Source organism: Variovorax sp. 278MFTsu5.1 (assembly GCF_048305045.1).
GTDB lineage: Bacteria > Pseudomonadota > Gammaproteobacteria > Burkholderiales > Burkholderiaceae_C > Variovorax > Variovorax guangxiensis.
On the sequence record NZ_CP157622.1, the window covers coordinates 3,432,622 to 3,450,758 of the forward strand.

Below are 18,137 nucleotides of genomic sequence, written 5' to 3' on the forward strand. Positions count from 1 at the left end.
GCTCATCACCCCTTGCGCAGCCAGCCGCCGAGGGCGCCGAGCAGTCCGCCGCGCTGCTGCTGATGCTGCTGGGCGTGCGCGGCCGTGCCGGCGGCGAGCTCGGCGAGGTCCGACGGCACGCCCCCGGCCGCGACGCGCGGCGAGGAGGCGATCTGCCCGAGGTTCTCGAACAGGTAGCGGCGCGGCTCCACGCGGTGGCCCAGCGTCAGGGCCGCCTGCTGCACGGCGCGCAGCACCAGAAGCGAGTCGCCGCCGAGGTCGAAGAAGTTGTCGCCGGCGCGGATGTCGGCCACGTCGATGCCGATCACCTCGGCCCAGATGCGGGCGAGCTGTGCCTGCTCGGGCTCGAGCTGGCTCTGCTTCGCCCTGGCCGCGCCGCCGTTGCCGTCGACGGTACCGTTAGCGGCGGCGGCCTTGCCCGGATCGGCCGCCGCCATCTTGCGCAGGTAGGCGGCGCTGGTCGACATCTCGGGGGCGGTGATCCGCTCCAGCGTGGCGCCCGGCTCCTCGGCCACGCGGCGCAGCACTTCGAGGTAGCGCTCGCGCAGCTGGGCGCCGGTCTCGCGCAGGTAGACGTCGGCGTTGTAGATCAGCGCGCCTTCCAGGCCGTGCGGCTTGTCCATCAGCCACACGCCGATGTCGTCGGTGGCGCCGTGCTGCATCACGTGCACCTGGCGGGTCTGCAGGCTGCCGACCGAGCGGGCGCGCTCGCGGGCGTCCTGGAACGAGAACATCGACTGGTAGGGCCCGGAGGTCTTGATCTGCCCCGCGTAGCCCGGCTCGGCCATCAGGCGCTCGAAGGGCACCTGCTGGTTGTTCATCATCGACAGCAGCTCCTGCTTCACGTAGCGCATGAAGGCCGGCAGCGCGAGCGAGCGGTCGATGGTGAGCGACACCGGCAGCACGTTGTTGAAGAAGCCCATCACGTCTTCGGTCTCGGCCTGCTGGCGCCCACGCACCGGGTTGGCGATGACGATGGCGTCGTTGCCGGTCACCTGGGCCATGGTCAGCGCGTACACGCCGAAGGTCAGCATGCTCAGCGTCACGTCCATGTCGCGCGCGATCTCGCGCAGCCGCTGCGTGCTCTGCAGGTCGATGTGGATCCAGTGCGCGCCGCCCTGGCCGCTCTTGCCGGCGCGCCGGGGCATGTCGGTCACCGGCGGGCGCACGGCCTTCGCGCCTTCGAGGCGGCCGCGCCAGAAGGCGAGCTGCTCCTCGCAGGCAGGCCCGGCCAGCCACTTCTCCAGCCACTCCGCGTAGTCCCCCTGGGTGGTGGAGAGCGCGGGCAGGTTGTGCGGTCGGCCGCGCTCGGCCGCGTCGTACAGGGCCGAAAGCTCGCGCTGCATCAGGTCGAAGGACCAGCCGTCCCAGATCAGATGGTGCGGAACGAAAAGGAAGACGTGCTCGTTGTCGTCGAGCTGGAACAGCGTCGCATGCATCATCGGCGCGCTGTGGATGTCGATGGGCCGGTCCGCCAGCTCCTGCATGCGCTCGGCCAGTTCGGCCTCGCGCTGGTCGGCGGGCAGGCCGCGCAGGTCCACCAGCGGCAGCGTGAATTCCGCTGACTCCGAAATCACCTGCACCGGCCTGCCGCTTCCCGCGTCGATGCCGATGTGGGTGCGCAGCGAGGGCTGGCGGCGGATGATCTCGCGCCACACGTTCTCGAAGCGCGCCGCGTCGAGCTGCCCGGTGAGCCGCTGCGCAGAGGGCGCGTTGTAGACCGAACGGCCGGGGTGCAGCTGCTCCATGAAGCGGATGCGCTCCTGCGCCATCGTCAGCGGCGCGGTGGTGCGCCCGATGCTGCGGCCGATGGGCGCCTGCAGCCCCACGCCCGCGCCCTGCAGCGCCTGGATGGACGCCGCCAGCTTCCCGGCCGTGGGGGACTCGAACAGGGTGCGCAACGGCACCGTCACCTGGAACTCGCGGCTCAGCAGCGTGGTGAGCCGCGCGGCCAGCAGCGAATGGCCGCCCATGGTGAAGAAGTCGTCGTGCATGTCCAGCCCGGGCAGGCTCAGCACCTTCTCCATCAGCGCGAGCACCTTGCGCTCATGCTCGTTGCAGGGGCCGGCGCCGCGGCGCACCTCGTCTCGTGGCACCGCCTGCGGAGCCGGCAGCGAGACGCGGTCGATCTTCCCGTTGGCCAGCTTGGGCAGCACATCCATCGTCACCACGTGCTGCGGCAGCATGAAGGCGGGCAGGTGCTTGCGCAGGTGCACCATCAGCGTCTCAAGGTCGAAGCCCGCGCCCTGCTTTAGCGCGAGGTAGGCCACCAGGCGCACGTCACCGGGGTTGTCCTCGCGGGCGATCACCACCGCGCGCGAGACGCCCTCGACCTCGCAGCAGCGCACCTCGATCTCGCCGGGCTCGATGCGGTAGCCGCGCACCTTCACCTGGAAGTCGAGCCGGCCGAGGTGGTCGAGCAGGCCGTCGTTGCGCCAGCGGCCGCGGTCGCCGGAGCGGTACACCTTCTTGGGCGTGCCGAAGATGCGCACCGTGACGAAGCGCTCGGCGGTCAGCTCGGGGCGGTCGAGGTAGCCCAGCGACACGCCTTCGCCCGCGATGCAGATCTCGCCCGGCACGCCGATGGGGCAGGGCTGCAGGTCGGCGTCGAGGATCCAGATCTCGGTGTTGTCCACCGGCCTGCCGATGGAGACGCCGCGCGAGGCGATCTCCTCGGGGCGCACATGCCAGGCGGTGGAATACACGGTGGTCTCGGTCGGCCCGTAGCCGTTCCACAGTCCTTCCATGCGTTCGCACAGCGCCAGCGCCATGCTCGGGCGCAGTGCCTCGCCGCCAGTCCAGCCACGAAAGCCCGGCGCACCGCCGGCCCACTGGGCATCCAGCAGCAGCTGCCACATGCCGGGCGTGGCCTGCAGCAGGGTGATCTGCTCCTCGTCGAGCGTGCGCGACAGCCGGGTGCCGTCCATCGCGACCTCGCGCTTGACCATCACCAGCTCGGCGCCCGCCGCCAGCGGCAGCAGCAGGTCGGGCACGGCCATGTCGAAGGACAGGGTGGTGACCGCCGCGATGCGGTCGTGCGGCCCGACGCTGGATTCGCGCTGCATCCACTGCAGCAGGTGCGCCACGCCGCGGTGATGGGCGATGACGCCCTTGGGCAGCCCGGTCGAGCCCGAGGTGTAGATGATGTACGAGGCGTCTTCGGGGCCGGGGTCGTCCGCGCTCGGCGGCAGCGGCTCGCCGGAGAGCTGGCGCCAGTTGTCGCGGTCGATCTCGAAGATGCGCGCGCCCGCGTCGGCACGCCAGTCGCGCGGCGCGACCGCGATGTCCGACGAGGTCAGCATCAGGCTGAGGCTGGCGTCGGTGGCGTAGTGGTCGAGCCGGGCCTGCGGGAAGGCGGTGTCCAGCGGCACGTAGGAGGCGCCCGCCTTGAGCACGCCCAGCATCGCGACCACCATTTCCAGGCTGCGCTCCAGGCACAGGCCCACGCGCTGGCCGCGGCCCACGCCACGTGCGCGCAGGGCGCGTGCGAGGCGGTTGGACAGCGCGTCGAGCTCGCCGTAGCTGCAGCTCCTGGCGCCGTCGCGCACCGCGGGGCTGTCGGGCTGCATCGGCACGCGCGCCAGGAAGCCCGCATGCGCCAGCGGCGCGCCGACCAGCGGAACGCGCGCCGGCTGCAGTGCGATGAGCTCGCGCGCGGCCTCGGCCGACAGCACCTCCAGCCGGCCGACGGTCTCGTCGGGCCTGTGCGAGGCCGACTGCAGCACGCACTCGAACATGTCGAGCCAGCGCTGCACGCTCACCTCGTCGAACAGGTCGGTGTTGTACTGGGCCTCGACCATCAGGCCGCCCTCGTGCGGGCGCAGGTTGGCGAAGAGTTCGAAGTTCTCGTAGCGGCGGGCGATGGTGTCCTGCACCACGTCCAGCGTCGTGAAGGCCTGGGCGCTGCTGGCCACGTCGGGGTCGACGTTGAAGGCCACGCTCACCAGCGGCAGTCGGCTCGGGTCGCGCTCCAGCGAGAGCTGGCCCAGCAGCGCGCCATAGGTGAGCGCCTGGTGGTCGAAGGCGTCGAGCACGGCGGTGCTGCACTCGTCCATCAGCGCGTCGAAGCGCATGCCGGCGTGCGCGGCGATGCGCAGCGGCAGCAGGTTCACGCAATGGCCGACCAGGCCCGGCATGTCGTGCGCGAGCTGGCCCGAAGCCGGAATACCGACCACGATGTCGTCCTGCCCCGTGAGGCGGTGCAGCGTCGCCACGAAGCCGCTGAGCAGGCCGGTGAAGAGGCTGGTGCCGGCCTTGGTGCTGGCCGAGCGCACGGCGGCGACCAGCCGCCTGTCGAGCAGCCGCTCGGCGCGGCGCGAGTTGAAGGTGCGCGCGGCCGGACGCGGGCGGTCCATCGGAAGGTCGAGCACCGGCAGCGGGCTGCCGGGGAAGCGGCCGAGCCAGTAATCGATGTGCGCCTGCATGTCGGGGTGCGCGGCGGCGGCGGCTTCCTCGGCGGCGAAGTCGGAGAAGAGCGGCGCGGCCTTCAGCTTCAGCCCGGTACCGGTTTCCTCGGCGTAGAGATGGCCCAGCTGCTCGGTGATGACGGCCCACGACCAGCCGTCGCACACCACGTGGTGCGCCGACATCACCAGTTCGTGATCGGTCTCGCCGAGCCGGTAGAGCGCGGCGCGGAAGAGCGGACCGTGCTCCAGCGAGAAGGGCGTGCACACGGCCTCGTCGTGCGCATCGCTCAATGCCAGCGCGCGGGCCTCGGGCTCCAGTCCGGCCAGGTCGTGCTCGGCCATCGGGCTGCCGCCCGCGTGGCTCACCAGCATGCAGGTGCCGTCGGGCGAGATCGTGGAGCGCAGGGCCTGGTGGCGTTCCAGCAGCCGGGCCATGGAGCGCGAGAGCGCCGGGCGGTCGAGCTCGCCGCGCAGGCGCAGCACCACCGATTCGTTGTAGGCCATGGAGGCCTCGGAACCCAGCGTCGCGCCGAGCCAGACTTCGCGCTGCGATTCCGTGGTCGGAATGATGCACTCGACGGCACCACCGCTCGCGGCGGGCTTGAGGACGGCGTTCATGCTGCGACCTTTCCGTTGACGTGTTGCTGGCTGGCAGCGGCCGCGTCGGGCACGTACCAGAACGGCTGGCCGTCGATGTCGCGGGCCAGCACGGAGCCTTCCTCGGCCGGCTTGTGCCGGTCGAAGGCGGCGACGGGGACGGCGCGGCGCGGCAGGAAGCCGGATTCCTGCATCTCGGCGACCGATTCCTTGAAGGCGCACTGGATGAAGGCGATGTCCTCGGCGCTGTGCGCGCTGGTGAGGAAGCACGGGAAGTTGTCCAGGATGTGGACCCCGCGGCTGCGCATCATGGCGAACAGCAGGTCCTGCAGCGGATGGTCTTCGAGCCAGCTCACGCGCCACAGCGACGCGAAGTGCCGAATCTCCACCGGCGCGCCCACCTCCTTGCACCAGCCCGTGAGCTCCGCGGCCATGGCGGCGGTGCTCGTGTTGAGGCCCGACTGCAGCGCCGGCCCCGCGTCTTTCAGGTGCACGAGCGAGGCCTTGGCGGCCGCGAGCGCGAGCGGATGGCGCACGAAAGTGCCCGCGAAGTAGGTCACGCCCACGCCGGGAATGGAGTCGTCGCCGTACTGCCAGGCGCCTCCGTCGAGCGCGTCCATGAACTCGCGCTTGCCGGCGATCACGCCGACCGGGAAGCCGCCGCCGATCACCTTGCCGTAGGTGGCCAGGTCGGCGCGCACGCCGAAGAACTCCTGCGCGCCGCCCAGCGCGGTGCGGAAACCCGTGATGACCTCGTCGAAGATCAGGCAGCAGCCGTTCTTCGCGGTGATCTCGCGCAACTCGTGCAGGAACTCGCGCGGCTGGAAGTCGGGCCGGCGGCTCTGCACCGGCTCGGCCAGCACGGCGGCGAGGTCGCCCGCGTTCTCGCGGATGAATTCCAGCGCCTCGGGCGTGCCGTAGTCGAGCACGCGGATGTCGCCGAACATGCCGCTCATCACGCCCGGAGCAGCCGAGAGCCCCTTGCCGCCCTTGCCGGCGCGCACCAGCACTTCGTCGAAGGTGCCGTGGTAGGAGCCGGTGAACACCACCACCGTGCTGCGGCCGGTGACGGTGCGCGCGATGCGCAGCGCCGCCATCACGGCCTCGGAGCCGGTGTTGCACAGGCCCGCGCGATCGTTGCCGGTGAGCTCGCACACCAGCGCCGTCACCTCGGCGGCCAGCGGATGCTGCGGGCCGATCTCGTAGCCCGCGTCGAGCTGGCGGCGCACCGCGTCGAGCACGAAGTCGGGCTGCCAGCCGAACATGTTCATGCCGAAGCCGTTGAGCGCGTCGACGTATTCGTTGCCGTCGAGGTCCCACATCTTCGAGCCCTTGGAGCGCTCGATGACGATCTGGTAGGTGATCTCCTTCGTGATCGGCCGGAAGCCGTTGACCACGCGCGGATCGGCCATGTGCGAGCGGTTGGACTCGGTGAACTCCTTGCTCTTGCGCGTGCGCTCAACGTAGCGGCGGATGAAGGCCGCCAGCCGCGCCTTCTGCCGGCCGCTGGGCTCGGCGGTGCGCTGGGTGTGGATGCGGGCGATGGCGCCGAAGGCCTTGCTCACGTCGTAGCGCACGGGTTGGGCGGGTTCTTCGGTGGTTGCGACGGGGGCGGCCGGCGTTGCCGGTGCCGCAGCCACGGGTGTCGCCTGTGTCGCCTGCGCCGGCATCACCGGTTGCAGCGTCACCAGCGGCGCAGCGGGAACCGCGCCCGACAGCAGCGCGAGCTGCTGCCGCATCAATTCCATCTGTTGCGAAATCAGCTGCGGCAACTGGGTCTCGCCCATGGCGACGCTGCCTTGCATCGGCATGTAGACCGGCATCGGCACGGGCTGCGGCTGCGGCATTGCCCGCGATACGGAGACCGCGCTTTCGACTGGCGCAGCCACCGGGGCAACCGCTGCAGCAACCGGCGCGGGCGCCGCTTCGGGCGGCAGGCTCTCATGCAGGAACGCGGAAAGCGCGTCGAAGCTGCGGTAGTTCTCCATCAGCTGGCGGAAGCTGACGGCGACCTTGAAGTGCTTCTTGATCTGCGTGGCCGCCTGCGTCAGCGTGAGCGAGTCCAGGCCGAGCTCGCCGAAGGGCGCCTGACCCTCGGTCTGCGCCATGTCGAGGCCGGAGATGTCCTCGAACAGGGCGCGCAGGCGCGTGTCGATGGGCGACGCGTTTGGTGGAGGAAGAGGCGAGGGCGTAGCAGCGGTCACGATCGGCTCCAGGGCAATGGGTGGGACGACGACGGCGGCGGCGACGGGCGCCGCCGCGACAGATGGGGTCACGGAAGAAGAGGCGGCTGGGGCGATGTCGACCCAGCAGCGCTTGCGCTCGAAAGGCGTGGTGGGCAGGCGCACGCGCTGCGCGCCGGCACGGGCGGTCAGGCGCGAGAGTTCGACCTCGGCGCCGCAGGTCCACAGGCGCGCGAGCGCGAGGCGCAGGGTGCGGGCCTCGCCGGCATCGCCGCCGGGCTCCATGTGCAGCAACGGCACGACGCTGCCCGCGCCGGCGCCGTGCTGGCGAACCAGCGTGGCGAGCGTGTTGCGCGGGCCGGCCTCCACGAAAAGCGGGTTCTGCACCTGCGCCATCGCGCTGCGCACCGCCGGCGAGAAGCGCACGGTGCCGCGCAGGTGGCGGGCCCAGTAGACCGGGCTGGCGGCATCGGCGTCCCCGAGCGGCTGGCCTGTAAGGGTCGAGAAGATCGGAATCTGCGGCGCGCGCAGCGCCACCTTGGCCACCAGCGCCTCGAAGGGCGCGACGGCCGGGTCCATCATGGCCGAGTGGAAGGCGTGCGAGGTCTGCAGCGCGCGGCAGGCAACGCCGTCGGCTTCCAGCGCGGCCTGCAGCGCGGCAATGTCCTCGAAGGGGCCGGCGGCGACGCAGGCGGTGGGGCCGTTCTCGGCGGCGAGCGAGAGATTCGGGCCGAGGCGGCCGGCGAGATCGGCCGCGCCCATGCGCACCGACAGCATCGCGCCCGCGGGCTGCGCCTGCATGAGCGCGCCGCGGCGGGCGACCAGCCGCGCGGCGTCCTCGAGCCGCATCACGCCGGCGATCACGGCCGCGACGAACTCGCCGACGCTGTGGCCGATCAGTGCATGCGGCCGTGCGCCCAGTGCCAGGAGCCGGCGGGCCAGCGCGTATTCGAGCGTGAAGATCGCCGGCTGCGTGGCGGCGGTAGGTGCCAGCGCCTGCGGGTCGTCGCAGAACATGCGCTCGCGCAGGTCGAAATCGGTCGCGCCGGCGAAGGCGGCCATGCAGTCGTCGAAGGCCGCGGCGAACACCGGGTCGTTCGCATGGAGGTTGCGGCCCATGCCGGCGTACTGCGCGCCCTGTCCGGGAAACATCAGCACGAGCTGCTGCGCGCGCTGGGCGGCGCGGCCGCTGGTGCCGCCCGGCGCGGCGGCATCGCGCAGCGCCGCCACCGCTTCGGCAGTGCTGCCGGCCACGACCGCGCGGCGAAAGGCGTGGGCCTTGCGGCCTACCGCGAGGGTGTGGGCCACGTCGGCGAGCGACAGCTCGGGCCGGGCTTCGAGATGCGCGGCGAGCTGGCCGGCGGCCACGCCGAGCGCGGCCTCGGAGCGTGCCGAGAGCAGCAGCACCTGGTCGCCCACGGCCGGTGGGGAGGCCGGGCGCGGCGGCGCTTCCTCGACGATGACGTGAGCGTTGGTACCGCCCACGCCGAAGGAGCTGACACCCGCGCGGCGCGGCTGTTGCGTGCGCGGCCATTCCTGCAGGCTCGCGGTGACGTGGAAGGGCGTGCGCGCGAAGTCGATCGCCGGGTTCGGCGCGCTGAAGTGCACGGTCGGCGGAATCTGCTCGTGGTGCAGCGCCAGCGCCGTCTTGATGAGGCCCGCCGCGCCCGCCGCCGTGACCATGTGGCCCACGTTGCTCTTGAGCGAACCCAGCGTGCAGAAACCCAGTGCGTCGGTGTGCTCGGCGTAGGCGCAGGCCAGCGCCTCCACTTCCACCGGGTCGCCCATCGGCGTGGCGGTGCCGTGCGCTTCCACGTAGGAGATGCTGCGCGCGTCCACGTCGGCGGCCGCCAGCGCGGCGCGGATGACGGCCGCCTGGCCGTCGACGCTGGGCGCGGTGAAGCTGGCCTTGGCGCCGCCGTCGTTGTTCACGCAGGCGCTGCGCAGCACGGCGTAGATGGTGTCGCCGTCGGCCTGCGCATCGGCCAGCCGCTTGAGCAGTACCACGGCCGCGCCGTCGCTGAAGACGGTGCCCCGGGCCTGCGCGTCGAAGCTGCGCGTGTGGCCGTCGGGCGAGAGCATCGAGCCCTCGTTGTAGAGATAGCCGCTGCGCGGCGGGCAGGTGACCGATGCGCCGCCGGCCAGCGCCATGTAGCACTGGCCCGTGCGCAGCGCGTGGAAGGCATGGGCCACCGCCACCAGCGAGGTCGAGCAGGCGGTGTGCACGCTGACGGCCGGACCCGTGAGGTTGAGCCGGTTCGCCACCCGCGTGGTGATGTAGTCCTTCTCGTTGGCCAGCATCACCTGGAACTCGCCCACCGGCTCCACCAGGTCGGGCCGGGTGCTCACGTGGCGCTGGAAGTAGGTGGCGTTGTACATGCCGGCGTACACGCCCACCGGGCCCGGCGCCGCGTCGGGCACGTAGCCGGCTCGCTCCAGCGCCTCCCAGCAGATCTCGAGGAACACGCGCTGCTGCGGGTCCATGAGCTGCGCTTCCTTCGGGCCGATGCCGAAGAAGGCGGCGTCGAAGTCCTCGATGCCGTCGATCACGCCGCGGGCGCGCACGTAGGCCGGGTCGCTGCGCAGCGCTTCGGAGATGCCGGCGTCGAGCGAGGCGTCGTCGAAGAAGCTGATCGTGTCGCGGCCGGCGACGAGGTTGTCCCAGAACTGCTCCACGTCGGCCGCGCCGGGAAAGCGCCCGGCGGTGGCGATCAGCGCGACGGCGTCTTCAGGATGGGTGGCCGCTGCGTCCGGTCGATCCTTGAAACCGGGCGCAGCGGCCGTGGCGGGCTGATCGCTCGCCGGCTGCATCCGCGCACCCATCGCTTTTGGCGTGGGGTTGCGGAAGAAAAGATTGGCCGACAGCGGCACCGCCGAGTCCTGCCGCAGGTCGGCCAGCACCTGCAGCACGAGCAGCGAATCGCCGCCGAGGTCGAAGAAGTTGTCGTTGCGTCCGACCTTCGCGATGCGCAGTGCGCGCGCGAAGGCATCGCACACGCGCTGCTCGACGGCGTCGCGCGCTTCCTCGAAAGGCTGGGCAAGCTCGGGGCGTTCGCCGGCCGGATCGGGCAGTGCCTTGCGGTCGAGCTTGCCGTTGGGGGTGACGGGCAACCGGGCGAGCCACACCTGCGCCGAGGGCACCATCGCCGCCGGCAGGCGCTCGGTGAGGTGGGCGCGCAGGGCGTCCCACGAAAGCCGCTCTTGCGCAGAGCGCGAAACCAGGTAGGCGACAAGGCGCAGCTGCCCGTTTTCGTCGGGCCGGGCGATCACGGCGCACGACTGGATGGCCGGGTGCGCGAGGATCGCTGCCTCGACTTCGCCGGTCTCGATGCGGTGGCCGTGGATCTTCACCTGGCCGTCGCGGCGGCCGATGAATTCGATGGTGCCGTCGGGCAGCCAGCGCGCGAGGTCGCCGGTGCGGTAGAGCCGCTCGCCGGGGGCGCCGAAGGGATCGGGCACGAAGCGCTCGGCGCTGAGCGCGGGCTGCCGAAGGTAGCCGCGCGCCAGCCCGTGGCCGCCGATGCAGAGCTCGCCCACGAAGCCGGTCGGCAGCAGCGCCATCGATGGGCTCAGCACGCGCAGCACGGTGTCCTTGATCGGACGGCCGAGCGGAATGGAGCGCAGACCCTCGGGCAATGGCGCGGCGATGCGGTGCGTGGCTGCGAAGGTGGTGCACTCGGTGGGGCCGTAGCCGTTGCTCAGCGCGAGCTGCGGCAGTGCGGCGAGGGCGCGCCGCACGTGCGGCACCGAGAGCGCCTCGCCGCCGGTGAACAGGTGGCGCAGGCCGGCGAGGTGCGCCGGGTCGTCGTCGATCACCGCATTGAAGAGCGCGGCCGTGAGCCAGGCCGTGTGCACGCCGTGGCGCTCGATGGTGCGGGCCAGGCCCGCGCCGGTGGGCACGCGCTCGTCATGGATGACGCAGCAGCCGCCATTGAGCAGCGGTCCCCATATCTCGAGCGTGGCCGCGTCGAAGCCCAGCGGCGCCGCGTGCAGCATCGCGAGGCCCGGGGCGAGGTCGACGTAGTCCACGCCCACCACCAGCCGAAGGATCGAGCGATGGCAGATCTCGATGCCCTTGGGCGTGCCCGTGGAGCCCGAGGTGTACATGACATAGGCCAGCGATTCGGCATCGATGGCCGGCGGATTCCATGAACTCCGGTTTTGCTTGTCTTGCTGCTCGTCGACCAGAAAAACGCCGTGATGAGGGGGGACGAGGTGGCGGTGCTCCCGCGTGGCGAGCACGCGGTGCGCACCGGCCTCGGCAAGCATGTAGGCGATGCGCTCGGCCGGGTAGTCCGTGGGCACGGGCACGTAGACGCCGCCGGCCTTGAGGATGGCGAGCTGGGCGACGATGGCCGGCATCGAGCGGTCGAGCAGCATGCCCACGCTGTCGCCTGCCTGGACGCCGAGGCTTTGCAGATACCGGGCGAGGTCGCTGGAGCTGCGGTCGAGTTCGCCGTAGCTCATGCGTGCGTCGCCCTGGGCGATGGCGATGGCGTCGGGGGATGTCGCTGCCTGGCGGGCGAACATCGCGGGCACGGTAAGCGCCGGGTCCACGGGGGTGAGGGCGGTGTTCCAGTCTTCGAGCTGATCGGCTCGGTCGGCTTGAGGCTGGGTGCGGATGTCGCTCAGGGCTGCGTCCGGGCGCTCGATCAGGTCATGGGCTGTGTCGGCGAGGGCTGCGAGCAGCTGGTCGATCGCCGCCGGGTCCATCAGGCTCGCGGCCGCGTCCATGTGAAGTGAGACGGTGGTTGCGTCGAGGCGCAGGCGCACGGGGGCGTCGGCGTCTTCCGTTGGGAACGAGCGGCGGATGCCGTCCAGTTCGGCGAGCCAGGCGCTTGCAGCCCTGGCTGCGTCGACCTCGACGGCGACAGGCCCATGCACGGCCCGCGGGCTTCCGAGCCAGCGCGACTGCAGCAGCAGCCATGCGGCCACGAAGGGTGTGTCGGGCAGCTGGCCGCTGGCGGCGAGCCAGCGTGTCCAGTCGCGCGCGAGGATTGGGGAGAGCGTCGCCGATCCAGCGTGGCGGCCGGTGAGGCCGTTCGAATTGGATCGCGGCACGAACAGGTCTTCCAGAGAGAGCTCCGGAGCACCTTGCATCGCCTGCGAAACAGTTTGAATTTCCACGTAAATATCCCAAAAGAAATACGGCGAAAGCAATCAGGCGAATGGAAAATCCATTCGCCTAATTGAAAGAGCAGGAGATGGTCCGCGCTTTTTTCGTGTCTTCATCCTAGGGTGTTTGCAACTGCCGATGTGGGGACTTAAGGCTTAAGTTACAACTGGATAAAGTTATTTCTAAAACGTACTACCCGAATCGTCCCGGACGGGGTAACTGATGCGCCGTTCGCGGTGAAAAGGGTGCCGGACGACGCTCTCCAGGCATCGGGGAAGCCCGGTAGAAGCAAGGTACTCAATGGGAGATTCAGGGGGAATCAGGGGCCAAGGCGCTGCGGCGGGCGCATGAGGGGTGGTCCGGACGATGCCTCCCGGCGGGCCGGCGAACCATGCGGAAACCGCACCGGAAAAGACGTCGAAAAATGAAACATCCTCCCGGTGCCGACTGTTTTTAATTGGCAGAGGCTGTAACCGTATAAAAGATATTCAAACAAAACCTGAAAATTGAAAAAGGCATTGGAAATTGGGCGAGGCCGGAGAATCCAGCTTGCAGGGATTGCAATGAATTTCGCGACATCCCATTACCCGGTGTAGTTCCACGGCACCGGAACCGCTTTCCAAAATTGGCTTTTCAGGCAATTCGCCACCGTTGCCAGGACCCGCTGTCGAATGAGCGGCCCGCAGCGAAAAAGCCCCGAAGCCACCGGAGCGGCCCGCGACTGCTGTTAGCCTTCGCGCATTCTTCGAGCGCGGTTCCGGGGCACCCGGCAGCGCGCAATCCAGGTTGTGCAGGAAGGAATCCGGTGGTGGTTGTGACAGGAAGGAACTGGCGCGCGGGCGCTGTGCTCGCGGCGGCATTGGTGGTGGCGGCATTGGTGGTGGCGGCATGCTCCACGTCTCCCAAGGCGCCAGTGGCGGGGCCGGGCGAATACGTCGTCCAGCCGGGCGACACGCTCTATCGCATCGCGTCGAGGGCAGGGCGCTCGCCCGGCGACATCGCGCGCTGGAACAATCTCCAGGACCCCGACAAGCTCGAAGCGGGCCAGGTGCTGCGCGTGGTTCCTCCGGGCGGCGCCGGCTCGTCGGAGCCGCCGCCGAGCCGCGAACGGCCCGAGCGCCCCGAGCGGCCTGAACGCGCGGAGCGCCCCCGGCCGCCGCGAGCCTCGGCACCGGAACCGGTCGCGCCGCCCGCATCCCGCCGCAGCGACTGGACCTGGCCCTCGCAGGGCCCGGTGATCGCGGGCTTCAACGGCACCAGCAGCAAGGGCGTGGACATCGGCGGCAGCCTCGGCGACCCGGTGGCGTCCATCGGAGCGGGCAAGGTGGCGGTGACCGAAACGCTGCGCGGCTACGGCAGCGTGGTGATGGTCGACCACGGCGGTTCATATATGTCGGTCTACACCAACCTGCGCGCCGTGCAGGTCAAGCAGGGCCAGCAGGTGAAGCAGGGCCAGAAGCTCGCCGAGATCGGCAGCTCCGACGGCACGCGCGCGCGCCTGCACTTCGAGATCCGCTACCGCGGCAACGCTGTCGATCCGCGCCAGTACCTGCCGGCGAAGTGAGCTGAAGTGAGTCGTCCGGCCGGAGGCGGTGAGCGATCTCTGGCGAACGGCATCCCCCGAATTGGCGATATCGCGATGCCTGCGAAGTGATCAGACTCCCGCTGATTCTTGAAAAGGGGCGGCGATGGAACTCGTGCACTGGATGTTCGTCATTCTCGGCATCGCGCTGGCTCTGACCATGCAGTGGCTGCTCCTTGCCCCCTTCAGCCTCGAGTGGCGGCCGCTGCGCGAGCAGATCGCCGAGCAGGTCACCCAGTCGGCCGCGCTGCTGCAGGAGTGCTCGGCCGGGGCCGACTCCCAGGCCTGATCTGATCCGTCCGCCCCGCACGGTGTCGTCACCGCGGACGATCGTGCGCGCCCTCTAAGATGCTCGCTGTTCGGGACCGACCCGGACGATGCAGACGCGACAGGCAAAGGGAGGGCCACGACGCATGATTTCTTTGCTACACACCGCGGACTGGCAGATCGGCCGCGTGTTTTCCCAGTTCGAGCCCGACGACGCCTCGGCGCTCTTCGAGGCGCGCTTCAAGGCCGTCGAGCGGCTCGCCGCCATCGCCAGCGAACGCAAGGTCGACGCCGTGCTGGTCGCGGGCGATGTGTTCGACCTGCAGACGGTCTCGGACAAGACCATCCGCCGCATGTTCAACGCCATGCAGGGCTTTGCCGGACCGTGGCTGCTGATTCCGGGCAACCACGATTCGGCGCTGAGCGAATCCGTCTGGAGCCGCGCGCAGCGGCTGGACGCCATCGCGCCGAACGTCGTCTGCTGCCTGGAACCCAGGCCGCACACCGTGGCCGGCAAGTTCACGCTGCTGCCCGCGCCGCTCACGCAGCGCCACACCTATGGCGACCTCACCGAATGGTTCGCCGCCGCCGAGCCGGAGGATGAAAGCCTCCCCCGCATCGGCCTCGCGCACGGCAGCGTGCAGGGCATCCTCTCGGAAGACATCGACTCGACCAACCCCATCGCCGCCGGCCGCGCCGCGCAGGCCGGACTCGACTACCTCGCGCTCGGCGACTGGCATGGCACGCGGCAGATCGACGAGCGCACCTGGTACGCCGGCACGCCCGAAACCGACCGATTCAGGGCCAACGACTCCGGCCAGGCGCTGCTGGTCGGCATCGCCGGCGCCGGCGCGCCGCCCGTGGTCGAAACCATCCGCACCGGCCAGTTCGACTGGCAGCAATGGGAACCCCGGCTCGCCGTGCCCTCCGACATCGACGAGCTGGTGCGCAAGCTCGAGCAGATCGGCAGCGGCGACGTGCTGCAACTGCGCGCCCAGGGCAGCTGCGACCTTGCCGGCCACAACCGGCTGAACGCAGCCCTCGATGCCGCGCGCGCCCGCGCCCGCGCGCTGGTGTGGGAAGGTGAAGCGCTGGGGCTGGAGCCGACCGAAGACGACATACAGGCACTGCGCGCCGACGGCTTCGTCGGCGAGGCGCTGCAGGCGCTGCGCGAGCAGCAGGGCGGCACCGATGCCGAGCTGGCGCGCGACGCGCTGCTCACGCTCGCGCGAATCCTCGGTACGCAGCCGGGAGCGGCCGCATGAAGCTGCAGCGCCTTCGCATCGAGAACTTCAAGCTCTTCCGCGCGCCGCTCGAAATCGACGGGCTGACGGACGGGCTCAATCTTTTCGCCGCGCCCAACGAATCGGGCAAATCGACCGTCGCCGAGGCCATCCGCGCCGCTTTCTTCGAGCGGCACCGCTCCAGTGCAGTCGAGCATCTGCGGCCCTGGGGCGAAAGCTCGGCGACGCCGATGGTCGAGGTCGATTTCGAACTCGACGACAAGCGTTACCGGCTCACCAAGGCCTTCCTGGGCAAGAAGCGCTGCGAACTGGTGATCGACGGCAGAGCCATGGACGGCGCCGTCGCCGAAGACCACCTCGCGGCCCTGCTGGGCTTCCGCTTTCCGGGCAAGGGCGCCAGCACGCCCGAGCACATGGGCATTCCGGGGCTGCTGTGGATCAAGCAGGGCACCTCGCACGACATCGCCAGCGCGGTGGGCTTTGCCAGCGACCATCTGCGCAACGCGCTCGGCGAATCGCTGGGCGAACTGGCCTCCAGCAACGGCGATGCGGTGCTGAAGGCGGTGGAGGCCGAGCGCAACGAACTGCTGACGCCCGCCGCCGGAACACCGCGTGGCGCTTACGCCGACGCGCTCAAGCTGCGCGCGGAACTCGAAGCCGAACTCGAGCGGCTGCATGCCGACATCGAGTCTTACCAGTCGGGCGTCGACCGCCTCTCCAATCTGCGGCGCGACCACCAGCGCGACGAAGCCGCGCGGCCGTGGGCGGCATTGCGGGAGCAGCTCGTCGTCGCGCAGCAGCGGCTCGACGAAGCCCGGGGCCTGGACGAGAAGAAGACCGCCCAGGAAGCCGCGCTCAGGCAGATCGCCGCGCAGGTGAATTCATGGCGCACCCAGCTGCAGGCGATGGAGCGCGAGGAAGGCTCTCTCGCCCAGCGGGAGACGAACCTGCGCAAGACGCAGGAAGTCCTGGCCAAGGCGCTAGGCGAACTGCAGGCGTGGGAGCCGCGCCATGCGTCCGCCACGAAGGCCGATGCTGAAGCTCGCGAGAACCTGCGCCTGGCGAGACAAGCTGCCTCACGCATCGCACAAGAGAAAACCGTCGAAAGCCTGGCCGAGCAACTTGCCGCGCTCTCGCAAAGCCACGAGAAGGCGAAGGCCGAGCAGGAGAAAGTCACCCGGCTGCAGGCCGAGGCACAGGCGCTTGCGGTGCCCGAAGGCGAGCTCAAGCGGCTGCGGCAGTGCGCGGACGCGCTTCGCACGGCGCAGGCCAGGCTCGACGCGGTGGCGACGGCCCTGGAGTTCGAACTGCAGCCCGGCGCCAAGGTCCGCGTCGCAGGAACTGAGCTGACGGGCTCGCAGCGCCAGACCGTCATCGCCCGCACCGACATCGAGATCGAAGGCGTGGGCCGCATCAGCGTGCTGCCGGGCGGCGCGGACCTCGAAAGCATCGCCATCGAGCGCGACCGTGCGCGGGACCAGCTTGCGGCGCTGCTGCAGGGCCTGCGCGCCGAAAGCTTGGCGGCGGTCGAAGAGCGTGCGCGGCAGCAGGTGCTGCGCAAGGGTGAAGCCGGCGCAGCAGAAGCAGTGCTGGCAGCACTGGCCCCCAAGGGATTGGGCACGCTCGCCGCCGACGTGGCGACGCGTGAAGCACGTCTCGCCGAGGCCCGGCAGGTGCTGCAGGCGATGCCGCCCGCGCCAGCTGCAGGCATCGCAGTGCCTTCGGCCGAATCGGAAGAAGCCGCCGCGCGCGCCGCGCTGGAGGCAGCCTCCGCCGCCCTCAACGACGCCAAGGTCGCGGCCGGCAACGCACGCGAACAGGTGAAGGCCGCCGAAGACGAACTCGCCGCAGTCAAGGCCACCCTCAACGACCCCGCACGCGCCGGCAGAAAGACCGAAGCCGGCGGCGCACTGACCGACGCGCTGGCGCAGCAGTCAGCCATGCAGGACAAGCTCTCAGAACTGGCCCAGCGCCTGCAGACCGTCAACCTGCCCGTGCTCGCGCAGGACGTGGAGCGGCTGGAGCGCAGCGCAAGGCAGGCCGAGGCCGCGCACAGCCAGCGCGCCACCGAGATCACCCGGCTCGAAGTCGAACTGGAAACCAAGGGCGCGCTGGGCCAGGAAGAAGCTGCCTCGGAGAAACAGCGAGAACTCGAACACGCCACGCGCCGCTGCGCCGAACTCGAACGCCGGGCGAGGGCGCTCGACCACTTGCTCAAGCTGTTGCGCGAGAAGCGCTCCGCACTGGCGCGGCGCCTGCGCGCGCCGCTGCAGAAGCATCTCGACCACTACCTGCAGATTCTTTTCCCCGGCGCGCAGATCGAGGTCGGCGACGATCTCTCGCCCGGCCGCATCACGCGCCAGGGCCTGCGCGGCGCCCAGAGCGGCGAGTTCGAAGAGCTCAGCGTAGGCGCGCGCGAGCAGATGGGCGTGGTCGCACGGCTGGCCTACGCGGACCTGCTGAAGGAAGCGAACAAGCCGACGCTGCTCATCCTCGACGACGCGCTGGTCAACACCGACGAGGAGCGCCTGCGGCAGATGAAGCGGGTGCTGTACGACGCGGCGCAGCGGCACCAGATCCTGATCTTCAGCTGCCATCCCGAGGCCTGGCGCGATCTGGGCGTGGTGGCGCGAAGCATTCCCTGAGGCTGTCTTCCAGTTTTGGCGGCTCGACGTGCGGGCGCGAGCCCGGCCGGTTTCATGCAAGTGGTTTCCCGGTAGGCCAACTCGTCGGGCCGCCGCC

6 protein-coding genes are annotated in these 18,137 nt (G+C 70.2%); 4 read left to right on the plus strand and 2 right to left on the minus strand.

Features of this window, described 5'->3' with window-relative positions; translation table 11 throughout:
- Window positions 1–5 precede the first annotated feature (5 nt).
- Together ABL844_RS16015 and ABL844_RS16020 are read right to left on the minus strand one after the other, a co-directional pair.
- The gene (locus ABL844_RS16015) at window positions 6–5,024 is read right to left on the minus strand and encodes an amino acid adenylation domain-containing protein (protein WP_418128153.1); all 5,019 of its coding nucleotides are present in this window, start codon (window positions 5,022–5,024) and stop codon (window positions 6–8) included.
- Entirely contained in the window at window positions 5,021–12,247 is a 7,227-nt protein-coding gene (locus ABL844_RS16020) for an amino acid adenylation domain-containing protein (RefSeq protein ID WP_418128154.1), read from the minus strand. Before ABL844_RS16020 ends, ABL844_RS16015 begins: the two co-directional genes overlap by 4 nt.
- An 863-nt stretch (window positions 12,248–13,110) precedes the next feature.
- On the opposite strand from ABL844_RS16020, the gene ABL844_RS16025 reads away from it, so the two are divergent.
- The 4 genes from ABL844_RS16025 to ABL844_RS16040 all read left to right on the plus strand — a co-directional run bounded on the left by ABL844_RS16025 (window position 13,111) and on the right by ABL844_RS16040 (window position 18,040).
- Window positions 13,111–13,866 (plus strand): peptidoglycan DD-metalloendopeptidase family protein, encoded by a 756-nt coding sequence (locus ABL844_RS16025; protein WP_418128155.1) that lies wholly within the window; start codon window positions 13,111–13,113, stop codon window positions 13,864–13,866.
- A 124-nt stretch (window positions 13,867–13,990) separates the two neighbouring features.
- Window positions 13,991–14,173 (plus strand): hypothetical protein, encoded by a 183-nt coding sequence (locus ABL844_RS16030; RefSeq protein ID WP_126019712.1) that lies wholly within the window; start codon window positions 13,991–13,993, stop codon window positions 14,171–14,173.
- A 124-nt stretch (window positions 14,174–14,297) separates the two neighbouring features.
- Entirely contained in the window at window positions 14,298–15,416 is a 1,119-nt protein-coding gene (locus tag ABL844_RS16035) for a metallophosphoesterase (RefSeq protein ID WP_418128156.1), read from the plus strand.
- Entirely contained in the window at window positions 15,413–18,040 is a 2,628-nt protein-coding gene (locus tag ABL844_RS16040; RefSeq protein WP_418128157.1) for an AAA family ATPase, read from the plus strand. The genes ABL844_RS16035 and ABL844_RS16040 overlap by 4 nt, the downstream gene beginning before the upstream one ends.
- Window positions 18,041–18,137: the final 97 nt, after the last annotated feature.